This is a genomic window from Sphingomonas sp. Leaf242, assembly GCF_001422045.1.
GTDB lineage: Bacteria > Pseudomonadota > Alphaproteobacteria > Sphingomonadales > Sphingomonadaceae > Sphingomonas.
This window is the reverse complement of record NZ_LMLW01000007.1, coordinates 206,820-221,668: the sequence shown is the minus strand read 5'-3', so window position 1 is coordinate 221,668 and position 14,849 is coordinate 206,820. Positions and strand designations below refer to the sequence as shown.

13 protein-coding genes are annotated in these 14,849 nt (G+C 65.4%); 11 read left to right on the top strand and 2 right to left on the bottom strand.

Annotated elements, in window-relative coordinates; genetic code table 11:
* Window positions 1-332 precede the first annotated feature (332 nt).
* The 8 genes from ASF09_RS05540 to ASF09_RS05510 all read left to right on the top strand — a co-directional run bounded on the left by ASF09_RS05540 (window position 333) and on the right by ASF09_RS05510 (window position 11,325).
* Window positions 333-3,158 carry a TonB-dependent receptor gene (locus ASF09_RS05540; protein ID WP_060525295.1) on the top strand — a complete coding sequence of 942 codons (2,826 nt, stop codon included), beginning with the start codon at window positions 333-335 and terminating at the stop codon, window positions 3,156-3,158.
* A gap of 33 nt (window positions 3,159-3,191) precedes the next feature.
* Complete coding sequence (locus tag ASF09_RS05535; protein ID WP_060525294.1) at window positions 3,192-5,468, top strand: alpha-N-acetylglucosaminidase; 2,277 nt, start codon at window positions 3,192-3,194, stop codon at window positions 5,466-5,468.
* Window positions 5,465-6,625: an acyltransferase family protein gene (locus tag ASF09_RS05530; RefSeq protein WP_060525293.1), complete on the top strand. Its 1,161-nt coding sequence runs from the start codon at window positions 5,465-5,467 to the stop codon at window positions 6,623-6,625. Before ASF09_RS05535 ends, ASF09_RS05530 begins: the two co-directional genes overlap by 4 nt.
* 34 nt (window positions 6,626-6,659) lie before the next feature.
* Window positions 6,660-8,357: an alpha-L-fucosidase gene (locus tag ASF09_RS05525; RefSeq protein ID WP_060525292.1), complete on the top strand. Its 1,698-nt coding sequence runs from the start codon at window positions 6,660-6,662 to the stop codon at window positions 8,355-8,357.
* A 208-nt stretch (window positions 8,358-8,565) separates the two neighbouring features.
* Window positions 8,566-8,763 carry a hypothetical protein gene (locus ASF09_RS20200; RefSeq protein WP_156359232.1) on the top strand — a complete coding sequence of 66 codons (198 nt, stop codon included), beginning with the start codon at window positions 8,566-8,568 and terminating at the stop codon, window positions 8,761-8,763.
* The gene (locus ASF09_RS05520; RefSeq protein WP_060525291.1) at window positions 8,760-9,752 is read left to right on the top strand and encodes an MBL fold metallo-hydrolase; all 993 of its coding nucleotides are present in this window, start codon (window positions 8,760-8,762) and stop codon (window positions 9,750-9,752) included. The genes ASF09_RS20200 and ASF09_RS05520 overlap by 4 nt, the downstream gene beginning before the upstream one ends.
* A gap of 70 nt (window positions 9,753-9,822) precedes the next feature.
* On the top strand, window positions 9,823-10,311 hold the full coding sequence (locus tag ASF09_RS05515; protein ID WP_060525290.1) for a YkgB family protein: 489 nt from the start codon (window positions 9,823-9,825) through the stop codon (window positions 10,309-10,311).
* A 138-nt stretch (window positions 10,312-10,449) separates the two neighbouring features.
* Window positions 10,450-11,325 carry a LysR family transcriptional regulator gene (locus ASF09_RS05510; protein ID WP_162237232.1) on the top strand — a complete coding sequence of 292 codons (876 nt, stop codon included), beginning with the start codon at window positions 10,450-10,452 and terminating at the stop codon, window positions 11,323-11,325.
* 67 nt (window positions 11,326-11,392) lie between these two features.
* On the opposite strand, the gene ASF09_RS05505 is transcribed toward ASF09_RS05510, so the two are convergent.
* Window positions 11,393-12,154, bottom strand: a complete 762-nt coding sequence (locus ASF09_RS05505) for a peroxiredoxin-like family protein (protein WP_082444101.1) — start codon at window positions 12,152-12,154, stop codon at window positions 11,393-11,395.
* Window positions 12,155-12,239: 85 nt separating this feature from the next.
* Here ASF09_RS05505 and ASF09_RS05500 point away from each other — a divergent pair, with 85 nt between their 5' ends.
* Entirely contained in the window at window positions 12,240-12,734 is a 495-nt protein-coding gene (locus ASF09_RS05500; protein ID WP_156359231.1) for a MarR family winged helix-turn-helix transcriptional regulator, read from the top strand.
* A 47-nt stretch (window positions 12,735-12,781) separates the two neighbouring features.
* Here the strand turns inward: ASF09_RS05500 and ASF09_RS05495 are convergent, their stop codons facing one another.
* Window positions 12,782-13,417: a TetR/AcrR family transcriptional regulator gene (locus ASF09_RS05495; protein WP_060525286.1), complete on the bottom strand. Its 636-nt coding sequence runs from the start codon at window positions 13,415-13,417 to the stop codon at window positions 12,782-12,784.
* A gap of 57 nt (window positions 13,418-13,474) precedes the next feature.
* On the opposite strand from ASF09_RS05495, the gene ASF09_RS05490 reads away from it, so the two are divergent.
* Together ASF09_RS05490 and ASF09_RS05485 are read left to right on the top strand one after the other, a co-directional pair.
* Window positions 13,475-13,930 (top strand): nuclear transport factor 2 family protein, encoded by a 456-nt coding sequence (locus tag ASF09_RS05490; RefSeq protein ID WP_235529664.1) that lies wholly within the window; start codon window positions 13,475-13,477, stop codon window positions 13,928-13,930.
* Window positions 13,923-14,768 carry an NmrA family NAD(P)-binding protein gene (locus ASF09_RS05485; RefSeq protein WP_060525285.1) on the top strand — a complete coding sequence of 282 codons (846 nt, stop codon included), beginning with the start codon at window positions 13,923-13,925 and terminating at the stop codon, window positions 14,766-14,768. Before ASF09_RS05490 ends, ASF09_RS05485 begins: the two co-directional genes overlap by 8 nt.
* The last annotated feature ends 81 nt before the right edge of the window (window positions 14,769-14,849 follow it).

Sequence of the window (14,849 nt, the reverse complement as noted above, 5' to 3'; positions counted from 1 at the left end):
TATCGATTCGATCAGGAGGATATGAAGTGCCTGGCACTGCTTGCAACGACCTGTCTTCGGCGCGCAAGACCCTGGTATGTTATGTCATTGCAAAGGTGTAGCGCAGTTCTGACGCACACCTCTTTCGCCATATCCGATTGGCAACCAACGCTTTTCCGATCCAGCAATACCAATATGCCTCGTAGCCTGCGAAGACGTTATGTTTTTGTACTAGATCGTACTTGACAGGTTACCGAATTATCCGTGAAACTCCGACATAACGCAGGGTTCGGGCTGCACATCGGTTAAAAAACCGGGTGCCGCGCTTCATTGTCGCATCAGAGGGGATTTACATGACGCACGGCAGACGCAACCGCACACAGGGCGCCGGCTCCTCCACGAAGGTGTGGCTACTCGCGACGAGTTGCTGTGCAGCACTTGCCGCGATCACGCCGGTCAGCGCACAGACCGCGCCGTCTGGCGATCCGACGTCGCCGCCTGCTCAGACACCACCCCAGACGCCACCTCAGACTCTAGCACCAGCGCCTGGAACCCCGTCCGCGACCAGCGGCCAGACCGATGGTGCGGATGGTGCCGAGATCACCGTAACCGGCTTCCGCCAGAGCCTTGCGTCGGCGGCACAGGCGAAGCGCAACGACATCCGCATCTCGGACGGCATCACCGCCGAGGATATCGGCAAGTTCCCGGCGCAGAACGTCACCGAAGCGATCCAGCGCATCGCCGGCGTGCAGATGTCGAACATCAACGGCCGTGGCTCGACGATCAGCATCCGCGGCCTCGGCGCGCAATATGCCCGCACGACGATCAACGGCCAGACCTTCGCCAGCGCCGACTTCAAGGACGGCTTCCGCTACGACATCATCCAGACCGATCTCGCCAGCGCGATCCAGGTCGTCAAGTCGCCGACCGCCGACATGGACACCGGCGGCCTGTCGGGCACGGTCAACATCGATACGGTCAAGCCGCTGGCCTATAAGGGCCCGCGCTTCATCGTCGGCGTGAAGGGCTATAATTCCGAATATCGCGGCAAGAAGATCACGCCGAAGATCAGCGGCGCCTATATCGACAGCTTCGCCGGCGGCACGCTGGGCGTGATGGCGAACGTCAGCTACCAGGAGCTGACGGACCGTGGCGACTATGCCTTCGTCAAGAACTGGTACAATCCCGGCGTCGTCGATCCCAACAACTTCGTGCCCGGCAATTTCCGCCTGCGCCGGATCGATCGCGACACCAAGCAGCTGATGGCCAGCGGTGCGATCCAGTGGAAACCCCAATCGAACTTCGAGGTGCTGCTGCAAGGCGAATATTCGAAGGACGACACGCGCTACGACACGCAGCAGCTGGTATTCGGTCGCTGGGATCCGAAGGACAGCACGAATCCAAGCACGATCACGGTCCTCGACAGCGCGAACGGCGTGGCCAACAAGATCGCCATCAGCAACTTCGGCGTCGGCAACAACGACCAGCCCGAGACGCGCAACCTCAAGACGCAAGCCTATACCGGCACGGTCAACTGGCAGCCGGGCGACACCTGGAACGTCCACGCCGTCGCGCACTATACCCGGGGCGATGCCGATCTCCGCGAGTTCGCCTCGATCGACGGCGCAAACGTAGCCTCGGGGGGTACGCTCGACATCTCCGACCCGCACAACGTCAAATTCGCGACCGATCCCGGCGTCTGGAACGGCACGCTGTTCAACCCCGCCAACCGCACCTATTTCGCGTTCGTCGATGGTGCCACGCACATCCAGATGGCCAAGGACGTATCGGGCCAGTTCGACGTCACCAAGGATATCGGGGCGTTCGGCGTCAAGTCGCTGGTGTTCGGCGTGAAATATCATCACGAGAGCTTCCAGACCGACGCCTATCGCCATGACCGCGATGCCGACGTGACGCGGCCGGATCTGTATCCCGAATATGCGTTCATCCCGAACCTGAGCACGACCGGCATTCCCGTCACGAACTTCCTCGACGGCAAGATCGGCATCCCGAACACGTTCCTCGAGACCAATGCGCCGCTCTGGCAGTCGATCCTCGCGGCGAAGGGGATCGCCGTCCCGGACGTCCGCGACTGGGCGAACAGCTACCGGGTCGATCGCTACATTCCCGCGGTCTATGCGATGGCCAATCTGGACGCGGTGCTGTTCGGCAAGTCGCTCCGCGGCAACGTCGGCGTTCGCTACGAACACACCCATCAGAACGTCACGTCCAACGTCACCGCCGGTACCGACAGCGGCTCTCCGCTGCTCGGCACGCAGAACGTGATCCAGGATTATGGCAACGTCCTGCCGAGCGCATCCTTCGCGCTGGATCTGAGCAACCGCCTCGTGGCACGCGTCGCGCTTGCCAAGGTGCTGGTGCGGCCGCTGTTGAACAGCCAGACCCAAATGGCGGACACCTTCGTCACCGACAACACCGGGATCCGTCCCAGCGTGTCCGTGTCGAACGGCGAATCGCGCCTGAAACCGCTGACCGCAAACCAGGCCGACATCAGCCTCGAATATTACCACGGCCGCGGCAATTCGATCAGCATCGCGGGCTTCTACAAGGCGGTGAAGAATGGCACGTTCACGCAGTTCTACTGCCCGACATCGTTCAACGGCGTGACGTTGAACGGCCAGGTCGGCGGCTGCGCATCGACCGATGGTACCACGGACTATAATTTCAGCCGCAAGCTGAACGACAACAGCGTCATCCACGTCAAGGGCGTCGAACTCGCCGCATCGGAAAGCTTCGACGGCTTCCTGCCGCTGCAGGGCTTTGGCGCGACCGGCAACGTCACCGTGGTCAACGCCGACTCGCCGGCGCTCGGGACGGGTTTCAACCTGCGCGACCTGTCGAAACTCACCTGGAACCTGACGCCCTATTGGGAAAACGAGACGTTCAGCGTCCGGCTCTCGGTGAACCATCGCAGTCCGTACAAGCAGGATGCGTCGACCAGCTTCTTCGTCGATGGCGGCCAGATCCACACGGTCCGCGCGCGCACGCAGATGGACCTGGCGCTCGGCTTCACCCCGACGAAGTTCCTGAGCTTCACCGGCGGCATCATCAACCTCAACGACACGCACGAAGACGCGTATCAGACCAACGAGGACACGTTCCAGCTCGCCAGCCGCACCGGCCGGACGTTCTATCTGTCCGCAACCGCACGGTTCTGATCTAAACCCGAACAAAACGAGTCGTCGCCAGCCGTGAAGAGACCAGCCATCCTCGCACTTCCAGGTCTCTTGCTGCTGACGGCGGCCGGCGCCGTCCATGCGCAACCGCGCGCTGCCGATCAGGCGCGCGCCGCGCTCAAGCGGATCGGTATTGCCGCCCCCGGCATCGCGCTGACGATCCGGCCGGCCGCCAAGCCCTATTACCGGGTCCGTGTCCGCAACGGTCACATGGCGGTGGAGGGATCCTCCGCCATCGCGCTGGTCCACGGCGCGACGCAGTATCTCCAGCAGCAGGGCCGCGTGTCGCTCAGTTGGGAGGGACGCCGCATCGCGCCGCTTACCGGCCTTCCCACCGGCGACACCGGGCCGGTCGCCTCCGCCTTCGCGCTGCGCACCTACCTCAACACCTGCACGTTCGGCTACACCACGCCGTGGTGGGCCTGGGATCGCTGGTCGGACGAGATCGACTGGATGGCGGCGCGCGGAATCGACACACCGCTCGCGATGGAGGGGCAGGAATTTGTCTGGCGCGCGTTGTGGCGCGACCAGGGCCTCGACGATGCCACCATCGCCAGCGGCCTGTCCGCCGCACCGTTCCTGCCATGGCAGCGGATGGGCAACATCGCCGGCTATCGCGCGCCGTTGTCGGACGGGTGGATCGAGAAGAAGCATCAGTTGCAACTCCGCATTCTCGGCCGGATGCGCGCGCTGGGCATGAAGCCGATCCTGCCGGCGTTCTCGGGCTATGTCCCCAAGGCGTTCGCCGACCGGCATCCCAAGGCGCGGATCTACCGGATGCGCGCGTGGGAGGGGTTCCCCGGCACCTATTGGCTCGACCCGTCCGATCCGCTGTTCGCGGTCCTCGCGCGGCGCTTCACGCAGCTTTACACGCAGACCTACGGCCCCGGCGATTATTACCTCGCCGACGCCTTCAACGAAATGGTGCCGCCGATCGCGGAAGACGGCAGCGATGCGAGCGCCGCCCACTACGGCGACAGCATCGCCAACACCGCTGCGACGCGTGCCGCCGCGCTACCCGTGGCAGTACGCGACGCGCGGTTGGCCGCGTATGGCGAGAAGCTGTTCCAGTCCGTCACCGCCGCCGCGCCGAACGCGACCTGGGTAATGCAAGGCTGGCTGTTCGGCGCGGACAAGGCGTTCTGGACGCCAGACGCGATCCGCGCGTTTCTCAGCCGCGTGCCGAACCAGCGGATGCTGGTGCTCGATATCGGCAACGATCGATACCCCGGCATCTGGAAGACCAGCGGCGCGTTCGACGGCAAGAGCTGGGTCTACGGCTATGTCCACAATTACGGCGGCAGCAACCCGGTCTATGGCGATCTGAACTTCTACCGCAGCGATCTCGCGGCGCTGTCCGCCAGCCCGACGCGCGGCAACCTCACTGGGTTCGGCATGTTCCCGGAAGGGTTGCACAACAATTCGGTCGTCTATTCCTACGCCTACGACCTTGCCTGGGGAGAGAACGCGAAACGCCCGGTAACCGACTGGATCGCCGACTACGCGCGTGCACGCTACGGTGCAGCGCCGCCTGCGCTCCTCGCCGGCTGGGGCAAGGTGATGTCCGGAGTCTACGCCACCCGCTATTGGACGCCGCGCTGGTGGCGCGAGATGGCGGGCGCGCATCTGCTGTTCAAGCGCCCTGCCCTGATCGCCGCCGACTACCCTGCAGCGCCCGGCGACGAAGTTGCGCTACGCGACGGCATCACCGCAATGCTGGCGGCGGCACCGGCCCAGCCCGCGCCGCTGCTGACCTACGATCTCGTCGACTTCACCCGGCACTACGCAACCCTGCGGCTCGACGCGAAGCTGCGCGCTGCGGTCGCCGCCTACGCTTCAGGCGATGTCCCGACCGGAGACCGCAATGCCGCTACCGCCGCGAACCTCGCGCACGAGATCGACGCGCTGATCGGCAACCAGCAGGAGACGCTCGGCAGCTGGATCGCGGATGCGCGCGCGTACGGCGATACGCCGGTGGAGAAGGACGCGTTCGAGGAGCAGGCCAAGGCGGTCGTCACCGTCTGGGGTGGCGCCGGTCACCTTTCCGACTACGCCTCGCGCGCGTGGCAGGGCCTGTACGCGGGCTATTACCTGCCCCGCTGGCAGATGTTCCTCGCCGCGCAACGCACCGCCGCGCTCGCGCACCAGCCGCTCGACACGGCCGCCGTCGCCACGAAGATCACCGCGTGGGAACAGGCGTGGCTGAAGGACCGCCGTACGTGGCCGCGCCACCGCCCGACCGATCCGATCGCGGGCGTACGCCGCCTGCTCGCCGACGCAGGACAGCCATGACCGACACCCTCGCCCCCGACACTCTCGCAATCGCCAACCCGCGGCGCTTCACCGCGCTCGACGTATTCCGCGGACTGACCATCTTCCTGATGATCCTGGTCAACACCGCCGGGCCGGGCGCGCCTGCCTACGCCACGCTGGTCCACGCCAAATGGTTCGGCTTTACGCTCGCCGACGCGATCTTCCCGAGCTTCCTGTTCGCGATGGGCAACGCGATGAGCTTCGCCACGCGCAAACGGATCGATACCGCGCCGTATCTCATGCGACTGTGCAAGCGTGGTGCGATCATCTTCGTGCTCGGGTTCCTGATGTACTGGTTCCCGTTCGTGACGCGCACCGACGACGGCTGGGCAGCGATCCCGTTTGCGGTGACGCGCGTACCCGGCGTGCTGCAACGCCTCGCCTTGTGCTACGTCGCCGCCGGGCTGCTGGTGCGCTGGCTCGACGTGCGGGCGATCGTGATCGCCGGCGTGGTGCTGCTGTTCGGCTATTGGGCGATCCTCGTGTTCCTTTCCGCGCCGGGCATGGCATACGACAAGTTCGGCACGGTCGGCACGCAGCTCGACCTGTGGCTGCTGGGCCCCGGGCATCTCTACAAGAAGGACGGCGGGTTCGATCCCGAAGGACTGCTCGGTACGCTGCCCGCGATCGTCAACGTGCTGGCGGGCTATCTCGCCGGGCTCGCGGTACAGCGCGGCCCCTATCTGACGCGGACGGTGCGCGCGATGGCGCTGTTCGGCGTCGCGTTCGTGATTGCCGGGCTGGCCTGGTCGCCGTGGTTTCCGCTCGCCAAGAAGCTCTGGACCAGCTCCTACGTGCTGCTGACGATCGGCATCGACTGCATCGCGCTGGCGGGGATCATCGCGCTGATCGAGCTTGCGGGCGTCAAGCGGGGCACGCGGTTCTTCACGATCCTCGGCCGCAATCCGCTAGCCGTCTACCTGTTCTCCGAACTGTTCGTCACCGCGATCAACCTGATCCCGCTCGGCCCGGACGACGGGGCATACGGGGGACTATACGAATGGGTCGGTATCGCGATCTTCCAGCGCATCGCGCCCGGCGCATTCGGGTCGCTGCTCTGCGCGGTCGCCTACACGATGCTGTGCTGGGCGGTCGGCTGGTGGATGGACCGCAAGGGCTGGATCCTCAAGGCGTGACCGCCTGCCAACCGCATCCACTGGAGTTTCCCGCATGACCGTCAATCGTCGCGATGCACTTGGCATGATGGCAGGTGGCATGATGGCAGGCGGGGGTATCGCCGGGCCAGCGCTGGCTGCCGGTTCGCGTGTCGCCTCATCGGCCGCCGCGGCACCGTTCACGGCGGACTGGAACTCGCTCACGCAAGGGTATCACGCACCCGATTGGTACCGCGACGCGAAGTTCGGGATCTGGGCGCACTGGAGCGCGCAGTGCGTGCCCGAGGAAGGCGACTGGTACGCGCGCAACATGTACCTGCAAGGCTCGCGCGCGAACAAGGCGCACGTCGCCAAATATGGCCACCCCAGCGATGTCGGCTATCTCGAGGTCGTCGGCAAATGGCACGCCGAGAAGTGGCAGCCCGAACGGTTGCTCGATCTGTACGTGGCGGCCGGTGCGAAGTATTTCGTCGCGCTCGCCGGGCACCACGACAATGTCGACACCTTCGCCTCGGCGCATCATGACTGGAACACGCTCCGGGTCGGCCCGAAGCGCGATATCATCGGCACGTGGGAGCGGGCCGCACGCGCACGCGGGCTGCGGTTCGGCGTGTCCAATCATGGCGCCCATGCCTGGCACTGGCTGCAGACCGCCTATGGCTATGATCCCGAGGGCCCGCGTGCCGGCCAGCGGTACGACGCAAGCCGGCTGACCACCGCGGACGGACGCGGGACCTGGTGGCAGGGGCTGGACCCGCAGGCGCTCTATACCGGCCGGACGATGCCGCTGCCCGACGGCGTCCGCACCATCGCCGAGGCGGAGGCGATCCACGCGCGTACCGACGAGCTCTGGGTGGAGGATGCGCCTGCCGCCCAGGCCGCGTTCGTGCGAAACTGGGCGCTGCGATGCCGCGATTTGCTCGATCGCTACCGGCCCGACCTAATCTATTTCGACGATTACGGCCTGCCGTTCGGCCAGACCGGGCTGGAGATTGCCGCCCATTTCTACAACGCCAGTCGTGGCTGGTCGGACGGGCGGCTCGAGGCGGTCATCAATGCCAAGATGATGCCCGCCGAACGCCGGATGGGGTTGGTCGAAGACGTCGAACGGGGCGGCAAGGACCATATCGAGACGTATCCGTGGCAGACCGATACCTGCCTCGGCAACTGGCATTACGATCGAGCGCTGTACGAGCGCGACGGGTACAAGAGCGCCGCCACGATCATCCACACGCTGTGCGATGTCGTCTCCAAGAACGGCAACCTGCTGCTCAGCGTGCCGATGCGCGGCGATGGCACGATCGACGAAAAGGAGGAGGCGATCCTCACCGAGATCGCAGGGTGGATGCACCTGAACGGCGCCGCGATCTATGGCACGCGACCGTGGCGCATCCACGCGGAGGGACCGACCAAACCGGCTTCGGGCATGTTCGCCGAAAACGGCCCCAAATCGCCCTATACCGGGCGCGACGTGCGCTATGTCCGGAGCGGCGACGACGTTCACGCGCTGGTGATGGGCTGGCCGGCCGATGGCATCGCCCGCCTCACGCTGTTCGCCACCGGCAGCATTATCGGGCGCGGTTCGGTTGCGCGGATCACACTGGCCGGGGACACGACGCCACTGGCATTCCGCCGGACCGGACAAGCGCTGGAAGTCACGCTGCCGCCCGCGCGCCGCCACGCGATCGGGGTGGCGCTGGTGCTGTCGGGCACCGGCTTGACCGAGGGTTCGCTGGTTTCTCAGCCGACCTGAGGAGGAAGCGGGCTCTCGTTTCGGTCCTGCCCCACTGTATCGAAGCTCGACGAAACACGGGAAGACTTCGCCCAGCGCGCTCTCGTGCCGCACCACGCCCACGACGGCAGCGCCCGACGCTCCGGCTATCGAAACTATACGTCAGCGGTATTTCCCCTGGAGGCGACGGACCGGTAGCTTCGAGAAAGAGAACAACGGAGTCCACGCCATGCCGCTGCACCCCACAGATACGATGGCGGGCGAGACCCTGCCCTCCGCCGGCATCATCTTCACGCAGATCGAGGTGACCGTCGCCGGGCTGGCGCGGAGCGAAAAGGACCACGCCCTGTTCAAGGCTTCGACGGTCGCGTCGCGTCCGGATGCCGCGGCACTCTACCAGCGCCCGATCTGGAAACTTGGACGATGACGCGGCCCTTCTTTGCGAACGTCCTGTCAGGCGCGCTGCTCTGCGTCGCCTCGGCGACCGCCGCCGTAACGGCGCAGACGACGATACCCGGGGGCGTGAGGCAGACGCCCGCGGTCTATCGGTTCTCGATCGGCGATGTGCAGGTCACGGCGCTCTCCGACGGCAGTGTCCCTATCGACCTGCCCAAGCTGCTGCGAGGAACCTCGGACGCCGAGGTGGACGCGATGCTTGCCCGCAGCTTCATCGCCAATCCGATGGAAGTGTCGATCAACGCGTTCCTCGTCGAACTGGGGAACCGCAGGATTCTCGTGGACACGGGTGCAGGCGACCTCTTCGGTCCGGGGAACGGCGGCAGGCTTCCCGAGGCACTTGCGCTGGCCGGGATCGGTCCGGACCAGATCACCGATATCCTGCTCTCGCACATCCACGCGGACCATAGCGGCGGGCTCGTGCGGGGCGGGAAGATCATGTTCAAGAATGCCACGGTGCACGTCGGGAAGGCGGACCTCGACTTCTTCCTCGACACGGCCAACGCGGCGAAGACGGGCTATGACATCCACCACTTCGAGCAGGGAACGGCGATGCTGAAACCCTATGTCGATGCGGGCAAGGTTCGCGCATTCGACCGTTCCGGCGAAATCTTCCCGGGCCTAACCGCGGAGCTCCGCCCCGGTCACACGCCGGGCGCTTCGTTCTACACGCTGAGCAGCCGCGGCTCGACGCTGGTCTTCATCGGCGACACCATCCACGCCGCCGCCGTGCAGTTTCCCCGGCCGGACGTGACGGTCACCTTCGACCAGAACCAGCCCAAGGCGCGCGCGGTGCGGCAACGGGCGTTCGCAGCGTTCGCCGACGGCCGGACCCTTGTTGCCGCGCCACACCTCGCCTTTCCGGGAGTGGGCCACATCGCCCGCTACGGCGCGGGCTATCGGTGGTTCCCGATCGACTATGCCAACCGGGCAGCGCCGCCCTCCGATACGGCCCAATAGCGCGCGGGGTCGCTGCACCGCGCCTGCAATCTCCTTCGAGCGTGCCACGACGAACCGTCAGGAATTTCAGATGAGCATCGTCGACCGTTACGACTTCCGTGTCCCCGAGCACGACCGAAGCGAGCTCGCGTTGCTCAGATGGGCGCTCGTCATCGTGTTCCTGTGGTTCGGCGCGATGAAGTTCACAGCGTATGAAGCCTCGGGTATCGCCCCGTTCATCGGCCACAGCCCGATCATGAACTGGCTGGGCGTGTTCGGGACGCAGGGGCAGAGTTATGTCGTCGGCGTCGTCGAACTCTCGACCGCCGTCTTTCTCATCCTCGGCGCATTTCGTCCGATCCTCTCGGCACTCGGCGCGCTGATGGCGGCCGCGACCTATCTGATCACGCTGACCTTCCTCTTTACCACGCCCGGTGTCGCGGAGCCGGCTGCCGGCGGCTTTCCCGCCATTTCGGCCGTACCGGGACAATTTCTGCTAAAGGACGCCGTCCTGCTGGCCGCATCCCTGGTGCTGCTGCTTGCCTCGGTCCGAACCAACGGCGCCCCCTTACCCTCGTAACATCGGTGTTTGCGCGAACGCGCGCGCAAACACCGCCTGATCTATCCGCAGCTTGGTGGCGCCCTCTTCCGCGAAGGCCAGCTCGGTTGGCGACAGGGTCGCCACCGGTCGGCGCGCATGGTACGCTAGCCTATGGAGATGCACCAGGTACGGTACTTCCTCGCAATGGCGCGGCTGCTCAACTTCACCCGAGCGGCCGAAGAGTCCAACGTGTCTCAGCCGTCGCTGACCCGCGCGATCCAGAAGCTCGAGGACGAGTTCGGCGGAGAATTGTTTCGTCGCGAGCGCAGCCACACCCACCTCACCAGTCTCGGACGTCAGATGTTGCCGCATCTCAGCCGCACGTTCGAGGCGGCACAGGCCACGATGGCCTTCGCCAAGGGCATCGGGAGGGCGGGCGTGGTACCGCTCGCGCTTGGCGTCGATGCGGCGATCGAGTCCGATACGCTGGACAGGATCCTGGAGGAGCTTGCCGGCTGTCTCCCCGGTTTCGAGCTGTCGCTGTCTAGCGGGTCGCCGGGCGAACTGATCGAAGCGGCGATGAACGGTACGCTGGATCTGGTCGTGATCGAGCTGCCGGACGACGCGCCCGATCGCCTCGATGTCTGGCCGCTGTTCGACCATAGCTATCACATGGTCACGCGCGCCGGCCATCCGCTCGCCGGGGGCGCGATGCCGTCGCTGCTGTCGGTGCGCGATGAGTCCTGGATCGACCATGAGGGCAACGGGTGCGCCCGGCTCAAGACCCTCGCCGCCCCGCATGGCTTCGTGCCGATCGTGCGGCATAGCGCGACCGATATGGCGCAGGTGAAGCAGCTGGTGATCTCGGGCCTCGGCAGCGCGTTCATTCCGCGGCCTCGCGACGACGAGCGCTTGTGCGCGTTCAGATTTGCCGATGTCGAGGTCAGGCGCGACGTCGTACTGGGCGCGGTGGCGGGACGTAAGCGCAGCATCGCTGCCGATGCCTTCGTACGCGCCTCACGCGCACGTAGCTGGGCAGCGGCCGCCGCCTGAGCTGAAATGCTGGGCCATGCCGACCTACCGGGAGACGTACGGCCTGCCCTTCACGCCGTCGCACCGCTCAGCCCATCGCCGCAAGGAACGCGACGATGTCCAGAGGTTTGGGACGCAGCCGAAAGTCGGGATCGACATGTGCGTAACGGATGATGCCGTCTTCGCCGACGACGAACGTTGCCGGGATCGGCAGAAAGCCCCCATCGCTGCCGTAGATAGCCGCCAGATCGAGCCCGATCGCAAGATACCGCCGCTTCACATCCTCGCCCACCGGGAACGCCAACCCGCAGGCCAGCGCCGCCCCGTGGTCGACGTCGCACAGCAATGTCGCGCGTGGTCCGATCATGCCCTGTACGGCAGAAGCACCTTCGCCGGTCTCGCCGGTCACGACGACCAGACTTGCGCCCACGTCGTCAAGCGCGGGCGAAGCGGCGGCCCAGGATTGCAGTTCATGCACGCAGAACGGGCACCATAATCCGCGATTGAAGCTGACGACGATCGGCCGTCCACCCTGCAACTGCTGGATCGAACGATAGCGTCCCGATGGGTCGGGAAGCGAAAGGTCCGGGAACTGCGCGCCCGCGCGAGGCGCCTCTTTCCCTACGCGAAGGCTCTGCAATCGTGCGATGAACCCCTCGTAGACGGACGCAAAGCCCAATTCCGCGACCGCAGCTTCGGCTTCAGAGCAGGACTGCAGTCGAATGGTGGCCATGCCATGCAGGATAGCGTCGAAACGCACGGATGGCACAGCACCAAATCGCGAGCGATATCGGCGGCCGAGACTCGCGCGGCTTTGGCGTCCCCTCGCGAGGTCGAACAGGACCGGCATGCACCTTGCGGTCTATGCTCCGCGCACATAAGATGCTGGAATGGACACAGTGCGCGATCGAAACGTCTTCGGGGCGTTCGCCCTCATGATCAGCGACGACATCGTTCGCGCCAGCGCATCGCAGGCGCCGGAAGCGGGCCCCGCCGCCTCGGCGCTGGCGTTGCTCGCGCACGAGCCCGGTCTCTCGATCCGCATGCTGGCAGTGGGGGTAGGACTTTCGCATGCGGGGACCGTACGCCTGGTCGATCGTTTGGCAGCCGAAAGGCTGATCGAGCGTCGCGAGCATTCGACGGACGGACGCACCCGTTCGCTGTATCTGACGCCTGCCGGCAGGATCGCAAGCGACGCGGTCCTCGCCTCGCGCGATCAGGTCATTGCCGAAGGCCTGTCGATCCTGACCGCGGAGGATCTGAAAATCCTGTCCGACATCGCCGAACGCGTTCTGCGCGATCGCCTGCAAAACCTTGACCAATCCTACCGCATCTGTCGCCTGTGCTGCTACGAAGGCTGCACGAACTGCCCCATCGATGCCGAATTGTTCGAACGAGGCGTAGACCGCGAGGCGAAGGACGACGCGTAGGAGGTTGTCATCGGCACCGCTCGACGCTGAGCGATCGCCCCTCCCCATCAGGAAGCATGTCGAGCCTCGCTTGCTCGGATTGCGGCACCAGTGACCCGAGCAAGCCGTTCGATGTAGGCGCGATCCGATCGGCCACCGACGACTGCAAGCCGCCAATATAGCGGGGCGGCAATAAGATCGGCCGCCATCTGTCGGTCCACCAGCGGTGACACTTCGCGACGTCCGATCGCCCGGTCGATCAGCCCGTCGACCCGCTCGCGTCGCGCGCGCTGGAACGGGCGGATCGCCGCGCCGAGTGCCGGTGTCCGCTCGATCTCGCCGTGGAGATCGGTCAGGATGCGTCGCACCTTGGGATGACGCAGCACGCGGCGCAGCGCGAACAGCGCGGCTTCCAGATCCGCTTCGAGCGAGCCGCGTTCCTCGACGTCGGTGATCGTCAGCCCGACCCGCGACAACAGGTCGCTGGCCATGGACGCCTTGTCCGGCCAGCGGCGGTAGAGCGCAGCCTTGCCGACGCCCGCGGTCCGCGCCACCCGTTCCAGGCTCAGCCCCGCATAGCCCATCCGGGCCCATTCGTCGAAGAAGACGCGAGTCAACGCTTCGGTCACGTCACCGCGCATGATCGCTGCGCCGCTCGGAACGCGAACGGTCTTCCGGGATTCGTCGGAACGGTTGCGTTCCATCGGCAGGTCCTTATATCTCGGTGGAACGCTACCGTTCCGACGATCTGGAGCTATCGCATGACAGACAGTGTGGAAAGCTTTTCGACGATGCTGCGAAAGGCATTGGGTGATCGCATCGCCGCGGATGCTGCCACGTTCCTCGACATGATGGCCGACGACGGCGTGATGGAATTTCCCTACGCGCCCCCCGGCCTGACGACCCGGTTGGAGGGCAAGGCGGCCATCGCACGCCATCTCGACAGCCTGGGCGAGATGATCGCTTCCGACGGCATGGGAGAGCCGACCGTTTACGCTACGACCGACCCCGACGTGACCATCGTGGAGTTCGAAGGCTTCGGACACGGCGTTTCGACCGGCGAGGCGTACGACCAGCGCTATATATCGGTGATCCGGACGCACGCCGGACGGATCGTCCAGTATCGCGATTACTGGAATCCGCTGGTGGTACTGCGCGCACTTCGCGGTGGCGCCGCCATTGCTGACCTCACCGAAGGAGTGACCGATCATGGTTGACCGGGTCCTGGTCACAGGCGGCACGGGCAAGACAGGCTCGCTGGTCGCACGACAGCTTGCGGCCCGCGGTGTCGAACCCCGTATCGCGACCCGCAACACAAACTCGCCGGAACAGGTTCGCTTCGACTGGAGCGATACCGCCTCGCATCGTGCCGCGCTCGACGGCGTGGACGCGGTCTACCTCGTCGCGCCGACCGACCGAACCGATCACCTCTCCGTCATGCGCCCGTTGCTGGAGCAGGCGGTGGAACGCGGCGTAACGCAGCTCGTGCTGTTGAGCGCCTCGTCTCTGCCCGAGGGCGGTCCGATGATGGGCGAGGTTCATGCGTGGCTCCACGCCAACGCGCCCCATTGGGTGGTGCTACGCCCGAGCTGGTTCATGCAGAACTTCGTCACGCAGCACCTGCCGTCGATCGTCCATGAAGGCTGCATCTATTCGGCGACGCAGGATGGGCGCACGCCGTTCATCGACGCCGCCGACATCGCAGCGGTCGCGGTCGAAGCGCTGGTCAATCCGATTTTCGGGTCGGGAGAAAGGATACTGACCGGTCCCGAAGCGCTTTCTTACGACGAGGTTGCGGATCGGATCGCCGCGGTGGCCCAGCGTCCCGTCCGCCATTGCCGGTTGTCGGTGGACGCGCTTGCTCGCCGCTTCACCGGGTTCGGCATTCCCGAGCACTATGCGGATGCACTCGCACGCATGGATGACGCGATCGCACACGGGGCGGAGGACAGGACCACGACGGAGGTCGCGCAGGTGACGGGGCGAAATCCGACCACGCTCGCCGATTTTCTCACGGTTCATAGAAAGGCCTTTCATCAGCCCCCCACCGGCTGACTGTCCAAGACCGCGAGGCCCGATCGCGAGCCTACGCTGGCATTATGTGCATGGCGCATATAGCAATGCCTGCGGACGGTA